The 22,797-nt window shown below is 71.9% G+C and carries 18 protein-coding genes; 13 read left to right on the top strand and 5 right to left on the bottom strand.

The genetic code is table 11. The features are described from left to right. The first annotated feature begins 48 nt into the window (after positions 1-48). The 6 genes from BLS95_RS14765 (at position 49) to BLS95_RS14740 (ending at position 5,800) form a co-directional block, all read left to right on the top strand. Entirely contained in the window at positions 49-819 is a 771-nt protein-coding gene (locus BLS95_RS14765; RefSeq protein WP_090931551.1) for an IclR family transcriptional regulator, read from the top strand. 206 nt (positions 820-1,025) lie between these two features. Continuing rightward, a complete protein-coding gene (locus BLS95_RS14760) occupies positions 1,026-2,513 on the top strand; it encodes a UbiD family decarboxylase (protein WP_176993190.1) in 1,488 nt (495 codons plus the stop codon). Beyond that, positions 2,510-3,553 (top strand): ABC transporter substrate-binding protein, encoded by a 1,044-nt coding sequence (locus BLS95_RS14755; RefSeq protein WP_176993189.1) that lies wholly within the window; start codon positions 2,510-2,512, stop codon positions 3,551-3,553. Before BLS95_RS14760 ends, BLS95_RS14755 begins: the two co-directional genes overlap by 4 nt. After that, positions 3,550-4,350 (top strand): ABC transporter ATP-binding protein, encoded by an 801-nt coding sequence (locus BLS95_RS14750; protein WP_090931548.1) that lies wholly within the window; start codon positions 3,550-3,552, stop codon positions 4,348-4,350. The genes BLS95_RS14755 and BLS95_RS14750 overlap by 4 nt, the downstream gene beginning before the upstream one ends. After that, a complete protein-coding gene (locus BLS95_RS14745) occupies positions 4,347-5,189 on the top strand; it encodes an ABC transporter permease (protein WP_090931547.1) in 843 nt (280 codons plus the stop codon). The genes BLS95_RS14750 and BLS95_RS14745 overlap by 4 nt, the downstream gene beginning before the upstream one ends. Further along, on the top strand, positions 5,186-5,800 hold the full coding sequence (locus BLS95_RS14740) for a UbiX family flavin prenyltransferase (protein ID WP_245765058.1): 615 nt from the start codon (positions 5,186-5,188) through the stop codon (positions 5,798-5,800). The genes BLS95_RS14745 and BLS95_RS14740 overlap by 4 nt, the downstream gene beginning before the upstream one ends. Positions 5,801-5,827: 27 nt before the next feature. Here BLS95_RS14740 and BLS95_RS14735 read toward each other — a convergent pair whose 3' ends face one another. The 3 genes from BLS95_RS14735 to BLS95_RS14725 are packed head-to-tail and all read right to left on the bottom strand — an operon-like array spanning position 5,828 to position 8,429. Beyond that, a complete protein-coding gene (locus BLS95_RS14735) occupies positions 5,828-6,526 on the bottom strand; it encodes a maleylpyruvate isomerase family mycothiol-dependent enzyme (RefSeq protein WP_090931546.1) in 699 nt (232 codons plus the stop codon). Continuing rightward, positions 6,523-7,350, bottom strand: a complete 828-nt coding sequence (locus BLS95_RS14730) for a fumarylacetoacetate hydrolase family protein (protein WP_090931545.1) — start codon at positions 7,348-7,350, stop codon at positions 6,523-6,525. The genes BLS95_RS14735 and BLS95_RS14730 overlap by 4 nt, the downstream gene beginning before the upstream one ends. After that, entirely contained in the window at positions 7,347-8,429 is a 1,083-nt protein-coding gene (locus BLS95_RS14725; protein ID WP_090931544.1) for a cupin domain-containing protein, read from the bottom strand. Before BLS95_RS14725 ends, BLS95_RS14730 begins: the two co-directional genes overlap by 4 nt. A 99-nt stretch (positions 8,430-8,528) precedes the next feature. Here BLS95_RS14725 and BLS95_RS14720 point away from each other — a divergent pair, with 99 nt between their 5' ends. Together BLS95_RS14720 and BLS95_RS14715 are read left to right on the top strand one after the other, a co-directional pair. Beyond that, positions 8,529-9,284: an IclR family transcriptional regulator gene (locus BLS95_RS14720; protein WP_090931543.1), complete on the top strand. Its 756-nt coding sequence runs from the start codon at positions 8,529-8,531 to the stop codon at positions 9,282-9,284. A 64-nt stretch (positions 9,285-9,348) separates the two neighbouring features. Further along, positions 9,349-9,942 (top strand): TetR/AcrR family transcriptional regulator, encoded by a 594-nt coding sequence (locus BLS95_RS14715; RefSeq protein ID WP_245765057.1) that lies wholly within the window; start codon positions 9,349-9,351, stop codon positions 9,940-9,942. A 21-nt stretch (positions 9,943-9,963) separates the two neighbouring features. Here BLS95_RS14715 and BLS95_RS59005 read toward each other — a convergent pair whose 3' ends face one another. Then, complete coding sequence (locus tag BLS95_RS59005) at positions 9,964-12,906, bottom strand: helix-turn-helix transcriptional regulator (RefSeq protein ID WP_090931542.1); 2,943 nt, start codon at positions 12,904-12,906, stop codon at positions 9,964-9,966. Positions 12,907-13,072: 166 nt separating this feature from the next. Here BLS95_RS59005 and BLS95_RS59000 point away from each other — a divergent pair, with 166 nt between their 5' ends. The 3 genes from BLS95_RS59000 (at position 13,073) to BLS95_RS14695 (ending at position 19,527) form a co-directional block, all read left to right on the top strand. Next, the gene (locus BLS95_RS59000) at positions 13,073-16,849 is read left to right on the top strand and encodes a S8 family serine peptidase (protein WP_090931541.1); all 3,777 of its coding nucleotides are present in this window, start codon (positions 13,073-13,075) and stop codon (positions 16,847-16,849) included. Between the two features lie 222 nt (positions 16,850-17,071). Beyond that, a complete protein-coding gene (locus BLS95_RS14700; protein WP_090931540.1) occupies positions 17,072-17,395 on the top strand; it encodes a hypothetical protein in 324 nt (107 codons plus the stop codon). Between the two features lie 17 nt (positions 17,396-17,412). Then, a complete protein-coding gene (locus BLS95_RS14695) occupies positions 17,413-19,527 on the top strand; it encodes a carbon starvation CstA family protein (RefSeq protein ID WP_090931539.1) in 2,115 nt (704 codons plus the stop codon). Here the strand turns inward: BLS95_RS14695 and BLS95_RS14690 are convergent. Next, positions 19,524-20,126, bottom strand: coding sequence for a histidine phosphatase family protein (locus BLS95_RS14690; protein ID WP_090931538.1), 603 nt, complete (start codon positions 20,124-20,126; stop codon positions 19,524-19,526). The genes BLS95_RS14695 and BLS95_RS14690 overlap by 4 nt on opposite strands. A 37-nt stretch (positions 20,127-20,163) precedes the next feature. Here BLS95_RS14690 and BLS95_RS14685 point away from each other — a divergent pair, with 37 nt between their 5' ends. After that, complete coding sequence (locus tag BLS95_RS14685; RefSeq protein WP_090931537.1) at positions 20,164-21,129, top strand: DNA polymerase domain-containing protein; 966 nt, start codon at positions 20,164-20,166, stop codon at positions 21,127-21,129. 124 nt (positions 21,130-21,253) lie between these two features. Next, positions 21,254-22,768: a M28 family metallopeptidase gene (locus BLS95_RS58995; protein ID WP_090931536.1), complete on the top strand. Its 1,515-nt coding sequence runs from the start codon at positions 21,254-21,256 to the stop codon at positions 22,766-22,768. Positions 22,769-22,797: the final 29 nt, after the last annotated feature.

Below are 22,797 nucleotides of genomic sequence, written 5' to 3'. Positions count from 1 at the left end.
TGCCATTACGTTGTTGATTACGGACTGATCTGCGCTAGTTTTTCTGACATGCAGAACAACATGCTGGGCGCGCTCCCCCCTTACGCCATCGGATCGGTGGACAAGGCGATGCTCATCCTGCTCATGATCCGGGACCGCGGCGAGGTGCGGGTCACCGACGTCAGCGACGAGCTGGGGGTGGCCCGTTCGACGGCCCACCGGCTGCTGCTCACCCTCGCGAACCGCGGTTTCGTCGCCCAGGACCGGGTCTCCCGCGCCTACCGCGCCGGCCGGGTGGTGGTGGAGATCGGGCTGTCCGCGGTGGGCGGGCTGGACGTGCGGCGCAAGGCCAGGCGGCACATGGAGTGGCTGGCGGCCGAGCTGCACGAGACGGTCAACCTGATCATGCTGGAGGGCAACGGGGCCCGCTTCATCGACGGGGTCGAGGGCGACCGGCCGCTGCGGGTGTCCTCGCGCACCGGCACGCTGCTGCCCGCGCACAGCACCTCGGGCGGCAAGATCCTGCTCGCCGAGCTGCCCGACGAGGAGGTGCTCGACCTCTTCCCCGACGGCCTCACCCGGGTCACGGACCGCACCATCACCGACCCGGACGCGTTGCGTGCGGAGTTGCGCAGTGTGCGCGACCTCGGCTACGGAGTGAATCACGAGGAGAGCGCCGCCGGGCTGGACGCGGTGGCCGTCTGCGTACGCGACCACCTCGGCCGGGCCCTGGCCGCGCTCGCGGTCAGCCTGCCTCACCAGCGGATGACCCAGGGCAACCTGCACATGATGCTGCCCCTGCTGCGCTCGGCGGCCGAGGCCATCAGCCAGGATCTGTGATCCGCTGGACCGCCCAAAATCGGGCCGTTTGTTCTGCTGTGCAGAATCTATGACCGTTGAATGACCGGATCGATTCCCTTTTTGGCAATCCACCCGTAACTTCTGGCAGCGAACCACCAATCCGGGCGCTGTGCCACGAAACGGGTAGATGTCATGATTCAGCATGAAAAGGGTCGCGTCAGCATGCTTCCGCGCGGGTGGCGCCGGTGAGCTACAACGACTACGACGGCCCTCACGCCGACCTGCGCGAGCTGATCGAGCGTATTGACCGGTCCGGGCAGCTGGTGCGGCTGGCCGGCGTCGACCCGCACCTGGAGCTCGGCACCCTGATCGAGCTCATCGCGCACCGCGGCGGCGAGGGCGGCCCGGCCGTCCTGTTCGACGAGCTCGTGGGGGCCAAGCCCGGCCATCGCGCCTTCTCCGGCGCCACCAACTCGGCCGAGCGGCTGGCGCTCACCATGGGCCTGCCGGCGCCCGCCCACCCCCTCGACGTCGTACGCGCGTACCGCGACCGGATGAAGACCCACGAGCCCATCCCGCCGGTCACCGTGGACGACGGCCCGGTGCTGGAGAACGTGCTGCGCGACGACGAGGTGGACGTGACCGGGCTGGTCGCGCCCTTCCTGCACGAGCGGGACGGCGGCCGCTACATCGGCACCGACGACCTGGTGATCATGCGCGACCCGGACGACGGCTGGGTCAACATCGGCACGTACCGCAGCATGGTGCACGGCCCCGACCGGGTGGGCCTGTGGATGTCGCCCGGCAAGCAGGGCCGGCAGATCAGGGAGAAGTACTTCTCCCGCGGCGAGCCCTGCCCGGTCCTGATCTCCTGCGGCCACGACCCGCTGCTCTTCCTGGCCTCCGGCAACGAGCTGCGCTACGGCCTGTCCGAGTACGACTACGCGGGCGGGCACCGCGGCGAGCCGTTCGAGGTGGTCTCCTCCGAGCTGTACGGGCTGCCCATGCCGGCCAGGGCCGAGCTGGTGCTGGAGGGTGAGATGTATCCGGGCGACGTCGCGCCCGAGGGCCCGTTCGGCGAGTTCACCGGCTACTACGCCGGCGGGCGCTCGGACCAGCCCGTGGTGCGCATCCGCCGGGTCTACCACCGCAACGACCCGATCGTGACGGTCGCCTCCCCGATCAGGCCCCCCTCGAACTTCTCCTACAGCAAGTGCGTGATGAAGGCCGGGATGATCTGGGACGAGGTGGAACGGGCAGGATTGTCCGGCGTGCGGGGCGTGTGGTGCCACGAGGCGGGCGCCGCCCGGCTGTTCAACGTCATCTCCATCAAGCAGGCCTACGACGGGCACGCCAAGCAGGCCGGGCTGCTCGCCGCCTCCTGCCAGTCCGGCTCCTACCTCGGACGTTTCGTGGTCGTGGTGGATGAGGACATCGACCCGACCAACACCTTCGACGTGCTGTGGGCCATGTCCACCCGATGCGACCCGGTGGACGACATCGAGATCATCCGGCGGGCGTGGAGCGGTCCGCTCGACCCCCGCATTCCGCACGGGCAGACGCACAACTCGCGGGCCGTCATCATGGCCGTCCGCCCCTTCGACCGCATCGCCGACTTCCCGCCCGTCGCCGAGGCGAGCCCGGAGCTGCGCGAGCAGGTCGCGCGCAAGTTCGCCGGAGTCCTGGCCGGGCTCGGCGCCCCATCCCCCCACATGCAGGAGAAAGCAGAATGAGCAGCCTCCGCCTGACCGCGATCGTCGCGGCGACCGCAGCCCTGGCCCTCGGACTCACCGCGTGCGGTGGCGGTGCCACCTCCGGGTCCGCCGGCGGCGGTGACAGCGCCACCATCACCTACGGCATCTACGAGCCCGGCGCCGACTCCGGCTACCTGCTGATGGGCAAGGAGAAGGACTTCTTCGCCAAGCACGGCGTCAAGGTCAACGTCGTCCAGCTCAAGAGCGCCACGCAGGCGTACCCGGCGCTGCTGGCCAAGCAGGTCGACGTGGTCCAGGGCAACCCGAGCGAGGCGCTGCTCGCGGTGCAGAAGGGCGCGAAGCTGAAGTTCGTCGGCTCCACCATGCCCGGCCAGAACTACGGCCTCTACGCCAAGAGCGACGTCGCCTCCCTGTCGGCCATGGCCGGCACGACGCTCGGCGTCTCGACCCCGACCAGCCTGCCGGCCGTCGTGGCCAAGGCGATGATGCTCCAGTCCTCCGTCGATCCCTCCTCGGTGAAGCTGGTCAACTCCGGCGGTTCCGCCGACCGGTACAAGGCGGTGGTCGCCGGGCAGATCCAGGTCGCCTCCGCGCCGCTGGACTACACCGCGCAGGCCGCCAAGGACGGGGTCAAGCTGCTCGGCCGGGCCAAGGACGTGGTGCCGGAATATCCCAGGTACGCGCTGATCACCCGGGACGACGTGCTGCAGGCCAAGGGCGACGCGGTCACCGGGCTCATCGCCGGGCTGGTCGAGGGCATCCGCTACGCCGACGCGCATCCGGACGAGGCCCAGGCGCTGGCCGCCAAGACGCTCAAGGTGCCGGCCACCGACCCGATGATCTCCGAGACGTACAAGGAGTTCCACGAGGGCGGCTACCTGGCGATGAACGGCGAGATCCCGGTCAAGCAGATCAAGTACATCGCCGACCTCCAGGTGAAGCTCGGCATCACCAAGTCGGCCATCCCGGTGGACCCGATCGTGGACGACAGCTATCGCCAGAAGGCCATCGCCAAGATCGGCGAGGTCGCGTCGAACTACTACGGAGACGCCAAATGAGTGGCGACCTCGCGGTTGACGTACGCGGAGTGTCCAAGGTCTTCCAGGACGACAAGGGCCGCCAGGTGCAGGCGCTGCAGGACGTGTCGTTCCAGGTGCGCCGCTCGGAGATCGTGGCGCTGACCGGGCGCAGCGGGTGCGGCAAGACCACGCTGCTGCGCATCATCATGGGCCTGGAACAGCCGTCGGGCGGCTCGGTCACGGTGGACGGCGTACCCGTGCAGGGCTGCGGCCCCAACCGGGGCATCGTCTTCCAGAACGCCGAGCTGCTGCCCTGGCGTACCGCGCTCGGCAACGTCGAGTTCGGCCTGGAGGCGCGCGGGTTGCCCAAGGCGGAGCGGCGTGAGGCCGCCGAGCGGGCGATCGAGCTGGTCGGCCTGGGGAACGCCGCGAACCGCCGCCCGCACGAGCTGTCCGGCGGCATGCGGCAGCGGGTGGGCATCGCCCGCGCGCTCGCCATCGACCCCGCCGTACTGCTCATGGACGAGCCCTTCTCCGCGCTCGACGCGCAGACCAGGGAGAAGATGCAGGGCGAGCTGCTGGAGATCCACCAGCGGACCGGTAAGACCATCATCTTCGTCAGCCACGACATCGACGAGTCGGTGCTGCTCGCCGACCGGGTGGTCACCCTCGTGCCCGACCCGGGCCGGCTGCACGGCGTGCTCGACACCGGCTTCGGTGACTCGACCGACCTGGACGAGCGCCGCAGCTCGGCGGAGTTCGCCCTACGCCGTCACGAGCTGCTGCAACTCGTGCACGGCCGGGAGATCCAGCAGCAGGATGGAGTGTCCATATGACCGCGCTCGCAGACCAGGCGGCGCCGCCCGTCGACGACGAGACGGCGCTGTCCAGGAGGATGCGGTCCCAGCGCCGCAGCGGGCGGGACCGGTTGGTCACCGCCGCCGGCGTCGTCGTCTTGTTGATCATCTGGGAGGTCGCCGCCCGGCAGGTCGACCCGATCCTGGCCGCGCCGCCCAGCGCCGTCTTCACGGCACTGATCGGCATGATCGCCGACGGCAGCCTGCCCGTGGCGGTATGGGAGAGCGCGCAGCCGTTCCTGGTCGGCTATCTGCTGGCCATCGTGGTCGGGGTGCCGGTGGGGCTGCTCATCGGGCGGTTCCGGGTGGTCGAGGCGGCGATCGGCTGGCTGGTCATCGCCGGGTACGCGATGCCGATGATCGCGCTGACCCCGGTCTTCATGCTCTGGTTCGGGCTGGGCTTCGCGGTCAAGGCGGCGATGGTGATGACCATGACGGTCTTCGCGATCTCCATCAACACCTGGAACGGCGTGCAGAACGTGCCCCGTACCCTCATTGAGGTGGGTACCGCCTTCTGCGCCTCGCAGCCGCGCATCCTGACCCAGATCGTGATCCCCTCGGTCATCCCGTCGATCATGACGGGTCTGCGGATCGGCATCGGCAAGGCCGTGGTCGGCATCGTGATCGCCGAGTTCTTCACCGCCATCGGCGGGATCGGCGGGGTCATCATCGACGCCGGGCACAGCTTCCAGCCGGACCGGATGTTCGCCGCGGTCGTCGTGCTGATGCTCGCCGCCGTCGCGCTGACCGGGCTGATCGGCCTGGTCGAGCGCCGGCTGGCCCCGTGGAACCGGTCGATCGCCGGCGGTGCGCATTGAACACGCCGATCGCGGGGGCGCCGCGCCGGGTCATCGTCGGGGTCTCCGGCGCGACCGGCACGGCGCTGGCCGTACGGACGTTGCAACTGCTCGGCGCGGCGGGAGTGGAACGGCATCTCGTCGTCAGCCCCGCCGCCCGGCGGACGGCGGCCTACGAGATGCCGGAGGCCACGTTCGACGCCGAGGTGGTGCACAACTTCAGGGACATCGGCGCCTCCATCGCGTCCGGGTCCTACCCGGTGGACGCGATGATCGTGATCCCGTGCAGCGTCAAGACCCTGGGCGCCATCGCCTCGGGGGTGTCGGAGAACCTGCTGGTGCGGGCGGCCGACGTCACGCTCAAGGAGCGCCGGCGGCTGGTCCTGTGCGTCCGGGAGACGCCGCTGCACCTGGGGCACCTGCGGGCGATGGTCACCGCGACCGAGATCGGCGCGATCATCGCGCCGCCGATGCCCGCCTTCTACGCCCAGCCGGAGTCGCTGGACGACGTGGTGGACCACATCGTGGCCCGGGCGCTGTCGCTGATCGGCGTGCACGTGCCCGGCGCGCCGCCGTGGCAGGGAACTCCCGCCTCGGCGGCACGCGACACGGAGAGCCGGCCCACCACGTAGCGGGCCGGCCCATCGTGGGTTCGGCGGTCAGAGCCAGGCCGGCAGTGCCGGTCCCGCGGCCGCGCCCGGCCGCCCGAGCAGGTAGGCCGTCACCTCCGCCAGCTCCCCGCGCACCTGCGCAGGGGAGCTTTCCTGCGTGTCCAGCGGGCCCAGCTCCCACTGGTCGCCGGTGTCTGTGGCGGTGATCGTCACGCGCGGCGCCTCCGGGCCGGCCGCGAACGCCGCCGCGGCGTCCCCGGCCAGCGCGCGGAGCACGTCGGCGGGCACGTCGCGCAGGCTCGTGCCGGCGTCCAGGTCGGCCGCGTGCACCCAGACCTCCCGGGTACGCATCCAGACCACCTCGGAGGCGGGCACCGTACGGCCCCGCGCGGTGCGTACTTCGGCGTCCCAGGCGGTGACGGGCATGCCCGCGAGCTCCCGGGCGAACCGGGCGTGCGCGGCCTCCAGCTTCGCCCGCAGGTCACCGGCCGGCAGCGCGGCGCCCGCCTCGATGTCGGCCGCCCGCTGCTTCGGCGAGGCGTACATCGGGGTCTCCACCCCGGTACGGGCCCAGTCGAGCAGGTTGACCAGGGCGTCGGCGTTGCTGGCGACGTGCGCGACGACGTGCCGGCGGCGCCAGCCCGGCAGCGCCGAGGGCGCGTCCAGGCCGGCGTCGTCGATCTTGCCCAGCGTCCGCTCGAACAGCGCGGTGCCCTCCTGGACCCACGCCGGTGCGGGCACTGTCATGCCTTCTCCAGCCGGCAGACGTTGCGGCACTCGCCGAGCCCCTCGATCCGCGTGGTGACCACAGCACCGTCGGACAGGTAGCGCGGGGGCTTGCGGGCGTGCCCGACGCCGCCGGGGGTGCCGGTGGCGATCACGTCGCCGGGCGCCAGCGTGATGATCTTCGAGATGTAGGAGACGAGCTGCACCGGGTTGAAGAGGATGTCGGACACGTCGGTGCGCTGCATCACCTCGCCGTCGACCTCGCAGCTCATCTCGCCGCTGGTGGCCGGCGCCTCGTCCGGCGTGACCAGCCACGGGCCGAGCGGCGTGGTGGCCTCGAACGTCTTGCCCTGCAACCACTGGAGGGTGCGGTACTGCCAGTCCCTGGCGGTCACGTCGTTGAGCACGGAGTAACCGGCGATGGCGGCCCTGGCCTCGTCCTCGTCGGCGTTCCTGACCTCGGTGCCGATGACCAGGGCCAGCTCCGCCTCCCAGTCCATGGCCTCGGACGCGGCGGGCAGCACGATGTCGTCGTACGCGCCGATCAGCGCGCGGCCGTACTTGGCGAAGAGCGTGGGGTAGGCGGGCGCCTCGCGGCCCATCTCCTCGATGTGTTTGCGGTAGTTGACCCCGACGCAGATGATCTTCTCGGGCGACGTCACGAGGGGCGCGTAGTCCAGCCCGTCGAGCGGGTGGGCGGGGCCGTCGGCGGCGGCCGCGGTGACGCGCCAGTCCGGCCGGCGCAGCACCTCCACCAGGTCGGCCGGGCCGAGCTCGACCGCGCGGTCGGCGTCGACGCGCACCGCGCGGGTCTGCCCGGCGACACGGATGGTGGCGAGTTTCATCGGGTCTCCTGCCTGCCGGCGGCCTGCCGCGCGAGGCGGGTGAAGCCGAGTGCGTCGTAAACGGGCTCGTCACTGAAGCGGAACAGGTCCACCTGCGTCTCCGCCGCCAGCGCGAACTCACACCAGGACGGTACGGCGAACAGGTCGCCCTTGCGCACCGAGAACCGCTCCTGGCCCAGCGTGACCGTGGCCTCACCCTCGAAGACCTGCCACACCGCCGAGCCGACGATGCGGCTGGGCTCGGTTCGCGCCCCTGCCCGCAGCCGGTGGAACTCGGTGCGGATGGTCACCAGCGCGTCCCCGCCGGTGGTCGGGTTGCTGTAGCGCACCCCGGCGTGACCCGGGCCGAGGGCGGTCGGGTGCCCCTCGTCGGCGAGTTCGAGCTGCGCGGTCAGCGCCGCGTCGGTGTGCGCCCAGCGGTAGGCCATCAGCGGCGAGCTGGGCTGGTCCGGCGCGCCGAGCGGGCGCAGCCCCGGGTGGGCCCACAGCCGCTCGTTGCGCGAGCGGTCCGGGGTCTCGGTGACCGTGAGCTTGTCCGGGCCGAACTCGAAGAACCCGGCGTCGAGCTGGTGCACCAGCGGGATGTCCAGGCCGTCGATCCAGGCCATCGGGCTGTCGCTGACGTTCTGGTGCTCGTGGAAGGCCCAGCTCGGGGTGAGCAGCAGGTCGCCCCTGCGCATGGCCACCGGGTCGCCCTCGACGTTCGTCCAGACGCCCTCGCCGTCGATCACGAACCGGAACGCGGTCTGCGTGTGGTGGTGCGAGGGCGCGACCTCGCGCGGGCCGAGGTACTGGATGGCGGCCCACAGGGTGGGGGTCGCGTACGGCAGGCCGGGCAGCCCCGGGTTGGCCAGCGCGATGGCCCGGCGCTCGCCGCCCCGGCCGACCGGCACCAGGTCGCCCGAGCGCTGCGCCAGCGGGTAGAGGTCGGACCAGCGCCACACGTAGGGGACGGCGGCCGGCTGCGGGGTCAGCGGCATCAGGTCGTCCCTGGCGGTCCACAGGGGGATCAGGTTGTGCTCGCCGAAGTCCTTGTAGAGCTGGTCGAGCGCGGCCTCATCCTGCTCGATCGTCGTCATGCAGTCCACTCCTTGCATATGCGAAGCCGGTCACAACCGGCATTTTGACCGTATTACAGGTGCTCGCTGCGTGGAACTTAGCCCTGCTAACATTCCAGCATGCAGAATCAGCCCACTTATCCGCTCAAAGCGGTGGAGAACGCGCTGGTGACGCTCAAGTTCCTGCGGGAGCGCGGGGACGTCCGGGTGGCCGACGTCGCCGACCATCTCGGGGTGGCCCGCTCGACCGCGCACCGGGTGCTGGCGATGCTGGTCTTCCACGACTTCGCGATCCAGGACGCCCGGCGCGTCTACCGCCCGGGGCCGGCGCTGAGCCCGCTGCGGGAGACCGGCCTCGGGCCGCCCGACCTGGTCACCATGGCCCACCCGCACCTGCGCGAGCTCAACCAGGAGGTCGGGGAGACGGTCCACCTGATGGTGCTCCAGGGCAACGGCGTGCGGTTCGTGGACGGGGTCGAAGGGCCGCAGGCCCTGCACGTGGGCAGCAGGATCGGGATGCTGCTGCCCGCGCACGCCACCTCCGGCGGCAAGGCGCTGCTGGCCGAGCTGCCCGAGGAGGAGCTGCGCGCCCTCTATCCCCGGGGCGTGTCCCGTGGCGCCGCGGCGATCGACGACCTGGCCGCGCTGCGCCGTGAGCTGGAGGCCGCGCGCCGCCGGGGTTACGCGGTCAACAGCGAGGAGAGCGAGCGCGGGGTGCGGGCGGTGGGCGCCTGCGTGCGTGACGCCGCGGGCCGTGCGGTCGCCGCGGCGGCCGTCGCGGTCCCCAGCGTCCGCTGCCCCAAGCGCCGTCTCGGCGAACTGGCCGTCCCCCTGCTCGCCGCCGTCACCCAGATCAGCGCGGCACTGGCGAGCTGATGCCGCCCGGACGGGCTGGGCGGGCGGTGCGCGATCGGGCCGGGTGGCGCCTATAGTGAGTCAGGTGGCTGACTCCAAGGGGTCCAGGGCGGAGACGGCGAGTGCCAAGCGGCAGCGGCTGATGATCTCGGCTGCCCAGGTCGTCCACCAGCAGGGCGTGGAGCGCACCACCATCGCCGACATCGCCCGTGCCGCCGACGTCCCGGTGGGCAACGTCTACTACTACTACAAGACCAAGGACGACCTGGTCGCCGCCGCGCTCACCGAGCACGCCCGCCAGCTGGGGCTGCTCACCGACCGGCTGGACCAGCTGCCCGATCCGCGCGAGCGGCTCAAGGGGCTGGTGGCGGCATGGGTCAGCCAGGGCGACCTGGCCGCCCAGTACGGCTGCCCGACCGGCACCCTCGCCGCCGAGCTGGACAAGCGCGCCGAGGGCGGGCTGGACGTGGCCGCGGGCAAGGTCATCCGGCTGCTCCTCGACTGGGTCGAACGCCAGTTCCGCGACCTCGGGCAGCCCGATCCCGACGGGCTCGCCCTGACGCTGGTGGGCGCGTACCAGGGCATGTCGCTGCTGACCAACGCCCTGCGCGACCCCACCGTCATGACGCGCGAGGGCGACCGCCTGATCGCCTGGCTGGACTCGCTGCCCGCCCGCTGACGCCCGGGGCCGCACGAGGGGTCAGGGCTCCGTGAGCGACCCGCTCCGGGTGTCCGACGGCGGGCCGTTCGGCGCGTCGGGGAGCCGCAGCCCGCGCAGCTCCTTGCGGGACAGCAGGCCGAGCTTGCGCAGCGCGTTGGCGACGTGGCTCTCCACGGTGCGCCTGGACAGGAACAACTCGGTGGCGATCTCCTGGTTCGTCCTCCCCTGCGCCGCCAGCAGTGCCACCTCGTGCTCCCGCGAGGACAGCCGCTGCCCGTGCGAGGGCCGCCCGCCCCGCCACGGATAGGGGATCGGCACCCCGTTCTGCCGCATGACCCGGCAGATCCGCGCGATGTCCCGGTCCGCGCCCAGCCCCCCGTACAGGCGCAGCGCGCCTTCCAGCAGCGGCCCGCCGTCGGCCGTCCCGCGCTCGCAGCGCCACCGGCCCAGGCGCTCGGCGGCCAGGGCCTCCTCGTAGCGCAGCCCCGCCGCCCGCAACGTGGTACGCGAGGCGTCCAGCAGCCGGTCGGCCTTCACCGGATGGCTGGTACGGGCCAGCACCGCGAGGGCGCCCAGCAGCGCCGCCTGCGCGATCGGCGCGTCCGCGCCCGAGATCCCCGCGCTCAGCTCGTCCACCAATTCGGCGCCCTGACCGGCCCCACCCATCGCGTCCAGCGCGTCCACCAGGCACAGAACGCTCTCCGCCCCCCACACCCAGTTGCCCTTGGCCCGCACGTGGGCCAGCGCGGCCGTGGCGTGATCGGCGGCCCCGGCGGCGTCGTCCAGGGTCAGCAGCAGCCGGGACAGCGTCATCCGGGCGGGGATGAGCGGCCAGACGGCCCCCACCCGCTCGGCTGTCTCGATCACGTCACCGAGCAGGGCCACCGCCTTCTCGGCCGGGCCGGTGGCCGCGAGCAGCCGCGCGTGCAGCAGCAGCCAGTCCAGGGACGCGGCCTCCACCTTCGCGCCCGTGCCCGCCAGCCGGCGCGCCCGCTCCTCCAGCCCCTCCCACCGCCCGGCGGCCTGGTTCACAGCCGCCGTCACCAGCTCGACGATCTCGGTCAGCCGCAGGTATTCCGCCTGGTCCACGACCTGCCGCCCCTCGGCCAGCAGGTCCTCGGCCAGGTCCAGCCGGCCCACGTGCAGGGCGCCCTGCGCCCAGTTGACGCAGGCCCGCGCGTGCTCGCGCGGCACGGCCCGCAACCCGTCGTCGCGCAGCAGCTCGTCAATCAGCTTGCGGCTGCCAGGATCGCCCTGTTCCAGCAGGAGTGAGGCCCTGGCGATGCGTACCGCGATCCGGACGTCGGGGTCGCCGCTGCGCCGGGCCGCCTCCTCTGCCTGGTCGCAGCGCGCGGCGTGCTCGCCGACGTGCCGGTCCACGACGGTCTCCGGCGCGGACAGCACGGCCAGCGCCCGCCCGAGCAGCGCCGGCCGGTCGGCGAGGTCCTCCAGCGCGCCCTCGATCTGGAGGTGCCCGGCGCGCACCTCACCCACCTGGCGCAGCATGCGGCCGAGCGCGAAGCGCAGCTCTCCGCGCAGGTGGGCGGGCAGGGGCTCGGTGGCCAGGAGGCGTTCGAGTATCGGTACGGCCTCCGCGTGCGCCAGCCCGTCCACCGCGGCCCGGCCGAGCTTGACGGCCAGCCGTACGCGCGCCTCGCGGGACAGCTCGCCGATCTCCAGCGCCTGCAGCAGGAACCGGGCCGCGGTGGCGTCGTCGCCGTGGGAGAAGGCGGTGTCGGCCGCGGCCTCGGCGTTGCCCACGAACTCCGCCGGGCGACCCGCGTGCCGGTAGTGATGGGCCAGCCTGGCCACCGGCCGCGGCCCCGGCCCGGTCCTGGCCGCGCTCTCCAGGGCCTGCGCGGTCCGCAGGTGCAGCCAGCGGCGGCTGGACACGGGCACGGACTCGTACACGATCTGCCGGGCCAGCGCGTGCCGGAACCGGCACCGCCCGTCCTCCTCGTGCAGCAGCCCCACGGCCTGGGCCTGGGCCAGCGCCCTGGCGACGGCCGGCGGCCCGCTGCCCGCGACCTCCGCGAGCACCCGCTCGTCCGGCGTCATGCCGACCACGGCGGCGGCCCCCAGGATCTCCCGCGCCGCGTCGTCGAGCGCGGCCAGGCGCTGCAGCAGCACGTCACGCAACACCGTGGGCACGGCGAGCTCGGCCAGCACGTCGGGGCGGCCGGGGATCTCGTCCGCGGGCAGTTGCTCCAGCAGCGTGCGCAGCACCTCCTCGACCACGAACGGGATGCCGCCGGTCTTCTCGTAGAGGGGCACGGCGAAGGCGCGGGGCAGCTCGGCCCGCAGGATGCCGCCCGCCAGCTCCGCCACCTCGGCCGGGCTCAGCGGGGTGAGGGCGACGGTCCTGGCCGGGCCGGCGGGCGCCCGCGCGAACGCCTCGCGGATCGGCAGCGGCCCGGCCTCGATGCGTACGGTGAGGATCACCGACACCTCGCGCGGCTGGTGGGCGGCGAGGAAGGCGAGGAAGTCGTGCGTGCCGCCGTCGGCCCAGTGCACGTCCTCCAGGACCAGCACCAGCGGGCTCAGGTGGTCCAGCAGCGCGAGGGCCGCCCGGAACACCCGGTGCCGCTCCGCCCGCTGGTCGGGCAGCGCGGGCAGCGGCGGCGGCAGGTAATCGGCCAGCTCGGGGAGCAGCGGCGCGAGCGCCCCCACGACGGGGTTGGCCGGCCGGGAGGCGGCGAGCTCGGCGCCGGCCTGGCGGAAGGCGTCGAGCACAGGGGAGAGCGGCAGCGGCTCCTGGAGCTGCTCGCACTGGCCGATCAGCCGCCGCGTCCCTGCCAGTTCGGGCGTCGCGAGCAGCTCGCCCACCAGCCGGCTCTTGCCGATGCCGGCTTCGCCCTCGATCAGCGCGAGGGAGGGCGGGGCGGCGATGACCGCGCGCAGCAGGGCCAGCTCGGCACGGCGGCCGATGAGCACCCTGGACAGGGCACCCGAGGGGGCGAAGCGGGCCGGTCCCCCGGGCATGACGGCCCACCCCCTACCTGGCGTATCAGCACGAACAGGCTACCGGATCACCAACTTCCGTTAAGGGCCGGACAAAAATCCGTATACGGTACGGATGCCCTCCCCGAGAGCCGCTGAATAGCCTCGGCGGTCGTCCGCGATCAGCGGCGATGTATGAGGGGCGACGATGGACCTGTCCAGATCTCCGGGAATTTCCCGACGGTTATTGGCGACGGCGGCGGCGGCCGGGCTGATCCTGGCCGGGCTCGCCTGGCCCGGCGCGGCCTCAGCGCAGGCCGCGCCGGAAGAGCAGAAGACCTACATTGTGCAGATGGCGCCCGACCCCGTCGCGACCTACGAGGGCGACGTGGCGGGACTGGCCAAGACCAAGCCCGACCAGGGCGAGAAGATCGAGCCCGGGTCCACCGAGGTGACGAGGTACGCCGACCACCTGCGCGGCCGGCACGACGCCGCGCTCAGGCGGGTCGGCGGCAAGAAGGTCTACGAGTACCTCTACTCGTACGGCGGTTTCGCGGCCACACTGACCGCCTCCCAGGCGGCGCAGATGCGGACACTGCCGGACGTGGTGGCCGTGACCGAGGACAGGAAGGTCTCCGTACAGACCTCCTCGACCCCCGCCTTCCTCGGCCTCGACGCCCGCGGCGGCCTCTGGGACCAGCTCGGCGGCCCCACCGGCGGCAAGGACGGCGAGGGCGCGGGCGACGGCCTGGTCATCGGCGTGATCGACAGCGGCATCTGGGCGGACAGCAAGAGCTTCGCCGACCCCGACGGCAGCGGCAGGCGGTACGGGAAGCTGCCCGGCTTCACCGGCACCTGCACGCGGCAGGCCCCGGACGAGTCCTGGAACGGCGGCCTGTGCAACGGCAAGCTCGTCGCCGCCCGGCACTTCGACGCCGGCTGGGGCGGTGACGAGGGCGTCAAGCAGCAGCTCCCCTGGGAGTTCCTGTCACCGCGCGACTACAACGGCCACGGCACGCACACGGCCTCCACGGCGGCCGGCAACCACGACGTCCCGGTGACGGGCCCGGCGGCGGGGTTCGGGTCGATCAGCGGCATCGCGCCGCGCGCCCGGGTGGCCGCGTACAAGGCGCTCTGGTCCACCCAGGACGCCTCCACCGCCAACGGCTACTACTCGGACCTGGTCGCCGCCATCGACCAGGCGGTGGCCGACGGCGTGGACGTCATCAACTACTCGGTCTCCGGGACGGCCACGGACTTCCTCGACCCTGCCGAGGTGGCGTTCATGGCCGCCGCGGAGGCGGGCGTGTTCGTCTCGGTCGCGGGCGGGAACAGCGGCCCGGCCGCCGCCACGGTCGAGCACCCGTCCCCGTGGGTGACGACGGTCGCGGCGGGCACGCACAACCGCGGCACGCAGGGTTCGGTGACGCTCGGCAACGGCACCTCCTACAGCGGCGCCTCCCTGGCCGCGACGAAGGCCGGTCCCGCGCCGCTGGTGGACGCCGCGGCGGTGGGGCTCCCGGGCGCGGACCCGACGCTCGTGGCGCAGTGCTACGCCGCCAGGGACAACGGCGGCAAGCCGGTGCTCGACCCGGCCAAGGCGCGGGGCAAGATCGTCGTCTGTGACCGGGGGGTGACGCCGCGCGTCAACAAGAGCGTCGCCGTCGCCGAGGCGGGCGGGATCGGCATGATCCTCACCAACACCGACGACAACTCGCTCAACGCCGACCTGCACTCCGTGCCCACCGTGCACCTCGCGCTCAAGGACCGGCAGGCGGTCAAGGACTACGCCGCGACCGAGGGCGCGACGGCCACGGTCCAGCAGGCCAGGATCATCGACGACGTCCCGGCCCCGTACGTGGCCGAGTTCTCCTCGCGCGGGCCCATTAGCGCGGGCGGTGGCGACCTGCTGAAGCCCGACCTGATCGCCCCTGGGCAGGACATCCTGGCGGCGTTCGCGCCACCGGGGGCGGGCGGGGCCGAGTTCAACTTCGCCAGCGGCACCTCGATGGCGACCCCGCACGTCGCCGGCCTCGCCGCGCTGCTGAAGGACCTGCACCCGGACTGGTCGCCGATGGCCGTCAAGTCGGCGCTGATGACCAGCGGCTACGACGTCAAGGACGGCCCTGGCACCGACCCGTCGGTGATCTTCGGCCAGGGCGCAGGACACGTCCGCCCGAACAGCGCCGCCGACCCCGGCCTGGTCTACGACAGCGGGGTCAAGGACTGGCTGGCGTTCCTGTGCGGCAACACCAAGGGCGTGCAGCAGGAGATGTGCGACCAGCTCGCCAAGAAGGGCTACTCCTTCGACGCCAGCGACATGAACGTGCCCTCCATCGCGATCGGCAGGCTGCCGGGCACCCAGACGGTGACGCGCGAGGTCACCAACGTGGGCCGCTCGACCGCCACCTACACCGCCTCCCTCAGCGGCCTGCGCGGCATCGAGGCCAAGGTGAGCCCGAGCACGCTCAGGCTGAAGCGCGGCGAGACGAAGTCGTTCACGGTCACGTTCACCCGGACCACGGCCCCGATGAACGCCTACGTGGGCGGGCAGCTCACCTGGCAGGAGCAGCGCAAGCACACCGTACGCGTCCCGGTCGTGGTACGCCCGGTGCCCGAGGCGTGGGCCGCCACGTACGGCGCCGCGGGCGGCAGCGACTCCGCCGAGCAGATCGCCCTCGACCCCAAGGGCAAGCGGGTCTACGTCTCCGGCGCGAGCTACGGCAGCACGCCGGGGGCGCTCAGCCCGCAGATCGCCACGGTCGCCTATGACGCGGCCACCGGCGCCGAGGTGTGGAGCAAGGGCTACCGGGGTCCGGGCGGCGACTACGACGAGCCGTCGGCGATCGAGGTGAGCCCCGACGGCAGCAGGCTCTACGTCGTCGGCGTGAGCGCGGGGTCGGACACCGGCAACGACGCCGTCACGATCGCGTACGACACCGCCACCGGCGCGGAGGTGTGGGTCGCGCGCCACGCCGGCGTGGCGGCCGGCACCGACAACGGCAACGGGCTCGCGCTCAGCCCGGACGGCAAGAACGTCTACGTCACCGGCATGACCTCGCTGGGCGAGGGCGGCAAGGAGGACTACTTCACGGTCTCCTACCGGGCCGAGGACGGCACGCAGGCGTGGCTGGCCCACTATGACGGGCCGGGCGGCAGCACCGACGACGCCAGGGAGATCAGCGTGGCCCCGGACGGGTCCAAGATCTTCGTCACCGGCCAGAGCGCGGGCGAGGACGGCACGGGCCTGACCAACTGGGGCACCGTCGCCTACGACGCCGGCACCGGCGCCCAGCTCTGGGCCGCCCAGCTCGACGGCCCCGCGCACGGGCTCGACATCCCCTCGGCGATGGAGGTGGCCGCGGACGGCAAGGCCGTCTTCGTCAGCGGCGCCACCTCCCACCCGCGGACGCAGACCGACATGACCACCGTCGCCTACGACACCACCACAGGAAAGGAGCTCTGGTCCGACACCTTCGACGGCCCGGCGCACGGCAGCGACAACCCGCACGACCTGGCGCTGTCGCCCGACGGCGGCAGGCTGTTCGTCACCGGCAACACCGACGGCGAGGGCACGAGGTCGGACTACACCACGATCGCCTACGACCCCGCCACCGGTCAGCGCTCGTGGGTGCGACGCCACAGCGGGCAGGCGGGCGCCGACGACATCGCCTGGGACGTGGCCGTGACCCCGGACGGCGGCAAGGTGCTCATCACCGGCCAGAGCTCGGACGACGCCAGCCGGGGCACCGACTTCCTGACGATCGCGTACGACCCGGCGACCGGCGAGCCGGTCTGGACCGGCCGCTACGACGGCACCGCCGGCCAGTCGGACGACGCGCACGCGCTCGCCGTGGACACGGCCGCCGGCACCGGCGTGCGGATCTTCGTGACCGGCTCGGCCGCGATGAGCGGCGACCCGATGTACGGCCTGGAGGTCGACTTCGCCACGGTCGCCTACTTCGAACCCTGGAAGAAGTCGTGACCGCCTGACAGGAGCGGCATCGCGCCCCCGGCCTCCGCCTTCGCGGCGGGGTGCCGGGGGCGTACCCTTTCCCGGGTTTCGGCGTGGGACGCTCACCCGGTCTCCGGCGCGGAACGCCCCGGTTTCAGGACCATTTCGGCGTCGGACGCCCGCGTTTCAAAGTCGGCCGCGATGGGAAGGCCGACGTTAATTTCTGTGCTACCTGATCTTCAGGAGCGCCAGATGTCCCTTGTCACGCTGACGCCCGCCGCTCGCGCCGCCCTCCGCGACGAAGAAGTGATCTTCTTCGACTGGCACGTGACCGGCCTCTGCTGTGCGGACGCGGGGGAGTTCTCGATGAGGCCGCTGCGCCGCTCCCGGTTGCCCCGCCGGACCCGCCGCCTCGGGACCGAGCCGGTCTATGCCCATCCGGTCGCGTGGGTGCATCTCGTCGAGCTCCCCGTCACGATCGACTTCCGTCCGGTGTGGCGCTGGCGGCGCTTCACCACCGATCTGCCGCCGGACGCCGGACTGCGCTGCTGCCTGGGGCGCCCGGTATACGACTGAAATATGGGAGGTAACCGGTGAAGTTGCGTTCCATCATCATCTGGACGGCCGTCGCCGTCGTCGGTGCCGTCGGGTGGGCGGTGCTCGCCCTGTCCCGGGGCGAGAACGTCAACGCGGTCTGGCTGCTGGCCGCCGCGCTGGGCTCGTACGCCATCGCCTACCGGTTCTACGCCAGGTTCATCGTGCGCAAGGTGCTGCGGGCCGACGACCGCAGGGCCACCCCGGCCGAGCGGCTGGACAACGGCATCGACTACCAGCCGACCGACCGGCGCATCCTGTTCGGCCACCACTTCGCCGCCATCGCCGGAGCGGGGCCGCTGGTCGGCCCGGTGCTGGCGGCCCAGATGGGCTACCTGCCCGGCACCATCTGGATCATCGCCGGGGTGATCTTCGCCGGGGCGGTGCAGGACATGGTGATCCTGTTCTTCTCCATGCGCCGCAACGGCCGCAGCCTCGGGCAGATGGCGCGCGAGGAGATCGGCCCGGTCGGCGGTGCGGCGGCGCTCGTCGCGGTCTTCGCCATCATGATCATCCTGCTGGCGGTGCTGGCGCTGGTCGTGGTCAACGCCCTGGCGCAGTCCCCGTGGGGTGTCTTCTCCATCGCGATGACGATCCCCATCGCCCTGTTCATGGGCTTCTACCTGCGGGTGATCCGGCCCGGCCGGGTGGTCGAGACCACCGTGATCGGGGTCGTCCTGCTGATCCTGGCGATCGTGGCCGGCGGCTGGGTGCAGGACTCCAGCTGGGCGCCGTTCTTCACGCTGAGCCCGTCGGCGCTGTCGCTGTGGCTCATCGCGTACGGGTTCGTGGCCGCCGTGCTGCCCGTGTGGATGCTGCTCGCGCCGCGCGACTATCTGTCGACGTTCATGAAGATCGGGACCATCGCGCTCATCGCGATCGGCATCGCCGTCACCTCCCCCGCGCTGCAGACCACGGCGTTCACCGACTTCGCCTTCAACGGCAAGGGGCCGGTCTTCGCCGGGTCGCTGTTCCCGTTCGTGTTCATCATCATCGCCTGCGGGGCGCTGTCGGGGTTCCACTCGCTGATCTCCTCCGGCACGACGCCCAAGATGATCCAGAAGGAGACACAGGTCCGGATGATCGGCTACGGCTCCATGCTGATGGAGTCGTTCGTGGCCGTCATGGCCATCACCGCGGCCTGCGTGCTGACCCCCGGCCTCTACTTCGCGATGAACTCCCCGGCGGGCGTCGTCGGGGCCACCGTGCAGACCGCCGCGGAGGCGGTCACCAACATGGGCTTCGTGATCACGCCCGAGCAGTTGCAGGCGGCGGCCACGGCCGTACAGGAGGAGACGCTGATCGCCCGGACGGGCGGCGCGCCCACGCTGGCGGTGGGCATCTCGCAGATCTTCTCCGGCTTCCTCGGGGGAGCGGGGTGGCAGGCGTTCTGGTACCACTTCGCGATCATGTTCGAGGCGCTGTTCATCCTCACCACCGTGGACGCGGGGACGCGGGTGGGGCGGTTCATGCTCCAGGACACGCTGGGCAACCTGTGGAAGCCGATCTCCCGGGTGAGCTGGTGGCCGGGCTTGGTGGTGACCAGCGGCGTCGTCGTGGCGGCCTGGGGCTACTTCCTCTATCAGGGCGTCAACGACCCGCTCGGCGGCATCAACCAGCTCTTCCCGCTCTTCGGCATCGCCAACCAGCTGCTGGCCGCGGTGGCGCTCACCGTGGCCACCACGTTGCTGATCAAGAGCGGGCGGCTCAAGTGGGCCTGGGTGACGGGCGTGCCGCTGGCCTGGGACGTGGCGGTCACGCTGACGGCCAGCTACCAGAAGGTGTTCTCGCCCGATCCCGCGCTGGGCTTCTTCGCCCAGCGCGACCGCTATCAGACGGCGCTGGACCAGGGGCAGTTGCTCGCGCCCGCCAAGACGCCCGCCGCGATGCAGCAGATCGTGGTCAACTCCACCGTGGACGGGATCCTGGCGGCGCTGTTCGCCGTCCTGATCATCGTGGTGATCCTGGACGCGGCACGGGTGTGGATCAAGGCGATCAGGGTGAGGGAGCCGCTGCCGAGCACGGAGGCGCCGTTCGAGGAGTCGAAGATCGTGGCGCCCGCCGGGCTCATCGCCACCCGCGAGGAGCGCGAGCTGATGGCCAAGAGCCCCTAGACGCGCAGCTCGGGCGGGAATCCCGTCCAGCGCAGCTCGGCGGGCAGGTGCGCCATGTCGTTGAACAGGAGCACCGACGACGGGCGGTCCGGGGCGTACCGGATGACGGTCAGGGCGGCGTTGCAGTGGTTGACGCCGAGCCAGCGCCATTCCGGGGCGTCCAGGGCGGCCCGGACCAGCCAGCCGACCAGGAAGTTGTGGGTGACGACCAGCTCGTGCGCGGTCCCCTCGGCTGCCGGGCCGGTGAACAGGTCGAGGGCCTGGCGCGCGAGGGCCGCGCCCTGCTCGTGGTCGGGGAACTGGTGGACGAAGTCGAGGAGCCGGTCGGCGTGCTCCGGGGACAGCTCCTCCCTCGTCGGGACGTACGGGACGTAGTCGCCGGCCGCTTCGCAGGCGTGCAGCGGGACGCCGGGGAGGTGCTCGCCGATGAGGCGGGCCGTCTCGGCGGCGCGTCCGACCGGGCTGTGGTGGACGGCGGTGAACGGGACGTCCCGGAGCCGCTCGCCGAGCAGCGCGGCCTGGCGGCGGCCGGCGGCCGTCAGCCCGTGACCGTCCGGCGACGCCTCGCCGTGCCGGGTCAGGTACAGATAACGGGTCAAAACGGGTGCTCCTTATGGTTGACCTCAGGTATGGACAATGGGCATCGTAGGGCGGGTGGCCGGCGATGAGACGCGTGACGGGGTGGCGCTGACCAACCTCGACCAGCCGCTGTTCGACGGGTCCGGCGCGACCAAGCGCGACCTGGTCGACTATCTCGACGCGGTCGCCGACCGCATCATCCCGGCCCTGCGCGACCGCGCGCTCTCGGTCATCCGGGTACGCCCGGGACAAGAGCCGTTCATGCAGAAGAACCTGCCGAAATACGCCCCCGACTGGGTGCAGTCGGTGTCCCACTGGGCCGAGGCGTCACGCAGGCAGGTGACGTACGCGCTGTGCAACGACCGGCGCACGCTGCTGTGGTTCGGCAACCAGCGGGCCGTGGAATACCACCCGGCGCTGTTCGTCGGCCACCACGCCACCCACATGGTGCTCGACCTCGACCCGCCCGACGGCAGCGACGCCTTCCCGCTGGCCGTGCGGGGCGCCCTGCTGGTACGCCAGGCGCTCGCCGACGCCGGGCTGACCGGCGCGGTCAAGACCAGCGGGGCCAAGGGCGTGCACGTGTTCGTGCCGGTGACGGCGGGCACGGCGGTGGAGGACCTTGCGGCGGCCACCCGCGCCCTGGCCGCCCGCGCGGAGCGGCTGGACCCGGCACTGGCCACCACCGCGTTCATCCGCGAGGACCGCGCCGGCAAGGTCTTCCTCGACTCCACCAGGGCGGGCGGCGCCACGGTGGTGGCCGCCTACAGCCCCCGCATCCGTCCCGGCACCCCCGTGTCGTTCCCCCTGCCCTGGGACGAGCTCGACAGCGTACGGCCTGCCGACCTCACCATGCGCACCGCGCCCGGCCTGCTGAAGGGCGACCCGTGGGCCGAGCTCATGCCCGCGCCGCAGCAACTGCCCGCCGACCTGATCGAGGAGGGGCACACGATCCCGGTCGCCCGCGTGCAGGCGATGCACGAGGGCAAGCGCCGGGCCCGCGCGCGGCGGGCCGCCGAATAGGCAGGTGTCCGGATTAGGACGCCATAGTGGGTCTTTTCAGCGGATCGGGCTCGGGTTACGTTCCGTAAGCGGCGCTCGGGGGACAGGCCGCGATTCTTTTTCACGCCGAGCAGGGGGAACCCCTATGCGCAAAACCGTGATCGCACTGATCACCGCACTCTCCTTACCCTTGGCCCTGACGGTCGCGGCCACTCCGGCCCAGGCGACGGGCCTCGACGACGTCTTCGCCAAGCTGCTGGTCAAGCAGGTCAAGGGCGCCAACGTCAAGAAGCACCTGGACGCCCTGCAGGCCATCGCCAGCGCGAACGGCGGCAACCGGGCGGCCGGCACGAGCGGTTACAACGCCTCCCGCGACTACGTGGCGAACAAGCTGCGCAAGGCCGGATACAAGGTCACGCTGGAGCCGATCGACTTCGTGGAGAGCTGGTCCGAGAACAGCCCGCCCGTGCTGGACGTGACCGCGCCCAACCCGAAGTCGTACGTGCCGAACGACGACTTCGTCTCCTTCCAGCCCTCGCCGGCGGGTGACGTGACCGCGCAGGTTCAGGGCGTGGACCTGACCCTGCCGCCGACCCCGACGCCCACCTCGACCAGCGGCTGCGAGACGGCCGACTTCGCCGGGTTCGTACCTGGGCGGATCGCCCTCGTCCAGCGCGGCACCTGCGCCTTCGTCGACAAGGTGAACAACGCGGCCGCCGCCGGGGCCTCCGGGCTCATCGTCTTCAACGAGGGCCAGCCGGGCAGGACCGACGCCTTCCCGCTGGACATCGGCGAGTGGCGGGCCGGGATCCCGATGGTCTTCACCGACTTCGCCGTGGGCAACGAGCTGGCCGCCACGCCGGGTGCGACCGTCCGGCTCAAGGTCGACTCCAACCTCGTGCTCGGCACCAACGACAACGTGATCGCGGAGTCCCGCTTCGGTGACTCGCGCAACGTCGTGATGGTCGGCGCCCACCTTGACAGCGTGACCGTCGGCCCCGGCATCAACGACAACGGCTCGGGCAGCGCCGCGATCCTCGAAGTGGCCGAGCAGATGGCGCTCTACCCGGTCAAGAACAAGGTGCGCTTCGCCTTCTGGGCCGCCGAGGAGATCGGGCTGCTCGGCTCCGACCAGTACGTCGACTCCCTGTCGCAGGCGCAGCGGGACCGCATCCGGGTCTACCTGAACTTCGACATGGTCGCCTCGCCGAACTACGCCTACAAGCTCTACGACGGCGACGACTCCGACGCCGTCGGCTCGCCCGCGGGCCCGCCCGGATCCGCCCAGATCGAGAAGCAACTGGAGAAGTTCTACGGCTCGCGCGGGCTGCCGACCGTGGGCACGGACTTCGACGGCCGCTCCGACTACGGGCCGTTCATCGCGGTCGGCATCCCGGCCGGCGGCATCTTCACCGGCGCGGAGGGCATCAAGACGCCCGAGGAGGCGGCGCTGTTCGGCGGCACGGCGGGGGTCGCGTACGACGTCTGCTACCACCAGGCGTGCGACACGATCGCCAACATCAACGCGACGGCGCTGGACGTGGACTCGGACGCCATCGCCGACTCCGTCGCCAGGTTCGCCTTCGACCTGCGCTCCATCCCGGCGCGGTCGTCGGCCGCCCGGGCGGCGGCCACCATGGCGGCCCAGAGCGTGAGCTGACACCACCGGATCCGGCCCGGCCCACGGAT

The sequence above is a fragment of the Nonomuraea jiangxiensis genome (assembly GCF_900099965.1).
In the GTDB taxonomy this organism is placed as follows: domain Bacteria; phylum Actinomycetota; class Actinomycetes; order Streptosporangiales; family Streptosporangiaceae; genus Nonomuraea; species Nonomuraea jiangxiensis.
This window is presented reverse-complemented; position numbering and strand designations above follow the sequence as displayed.

Coding starts and splice junctions, on each gene's coding strand:
- BLS95_RS59005 (WP_090931542.1), bottom strand. CDS start 12,906: ATGCCCGGGGGACCGGCCCGCTTCGCCCCCTCGGGTGCCCTGTCCAGG.
- BLS95_RS59000 (WP_090931541.1), top strand. CDS start 13,073: ATGGACCTGTCCAGATCTCCGGGAATTTCCCGACGGTTATTGGCGACG.
- BLS95_RS14735 (WP_090931546.1), bottom strand. CDS start 6,526: ATGACAGTGCCCGCACCGGCGTGGGTCCAGGAGGGCACCGCGCTGTTC.
- BLS95_RS14725 (WP_090931544.1), bottom strand. CDS start 8,429: ATGACGACGATCGAGCAGGATGAGGCCGCGCTCGACCAGCTCTACAAG.
- BLS95_RS14720 (WP_090931543.1), top strand. CDS start 8,529: ATGCAGAATCAGCCCACTTATCCGCTCAAAGCGGTGGAGAACGCGCTG.
- BLS95_RS14755 (WP_176993189.1), top strand. CDS start 2,510: ATGAGCAGCCTCCGCCTGACCGCGATCGTCGCGGCGACCGCAGCCCTG.
- BLS95_RS58995 (WP_090931536.1), top strand. CDS start 21,254: ATGCGCAAAACCGTGATCGCACTGATCACCGCACTCTCCTTACCCTTG.
- BLS95_RS14685 (WP_090931537.1), top strand. CDS start 20,164: ATGGGCATCGTAGGGCGGGTGGCCGGCGATGAGACGCGTGACGGGGTG.
- BLS95_RS14750 (WP_090931548.1), top strand. CDS start 3,550: ATGAGTGGCGACCTCGCGGTTGACGTACGCGGAGTGTCCAAGGTCTTC.
- BLS95_RS14765 (WP_090931551.1), top strand. CDS start 49: ATGCAGAACAACATGCTGGGCGCGCTCCCCCCTTACGCCATCGGATCG.
- BLS95_RS14700 (WP_090931540.1), top strand. CDS start 17,072: ATGTCCCTTGTCACGCTGACGCCCGCCGCTCGCGCCGCCCTCCGCGAC.
- BLS95_RS14745 (WP_090931547.1), top strand. CDS start 4,347: ATGACCGCGCTCGCAGACCAGGCGGCGCCGCCCGTCGACGACGAGACG.
- BLS95_RS14730 (WP_090931545.1), bottom strand. CDS start 7,350: ATGAAACTCGCCACCATCCGTGTCGCCGGGCAGACCCGCGCGGTGCGC.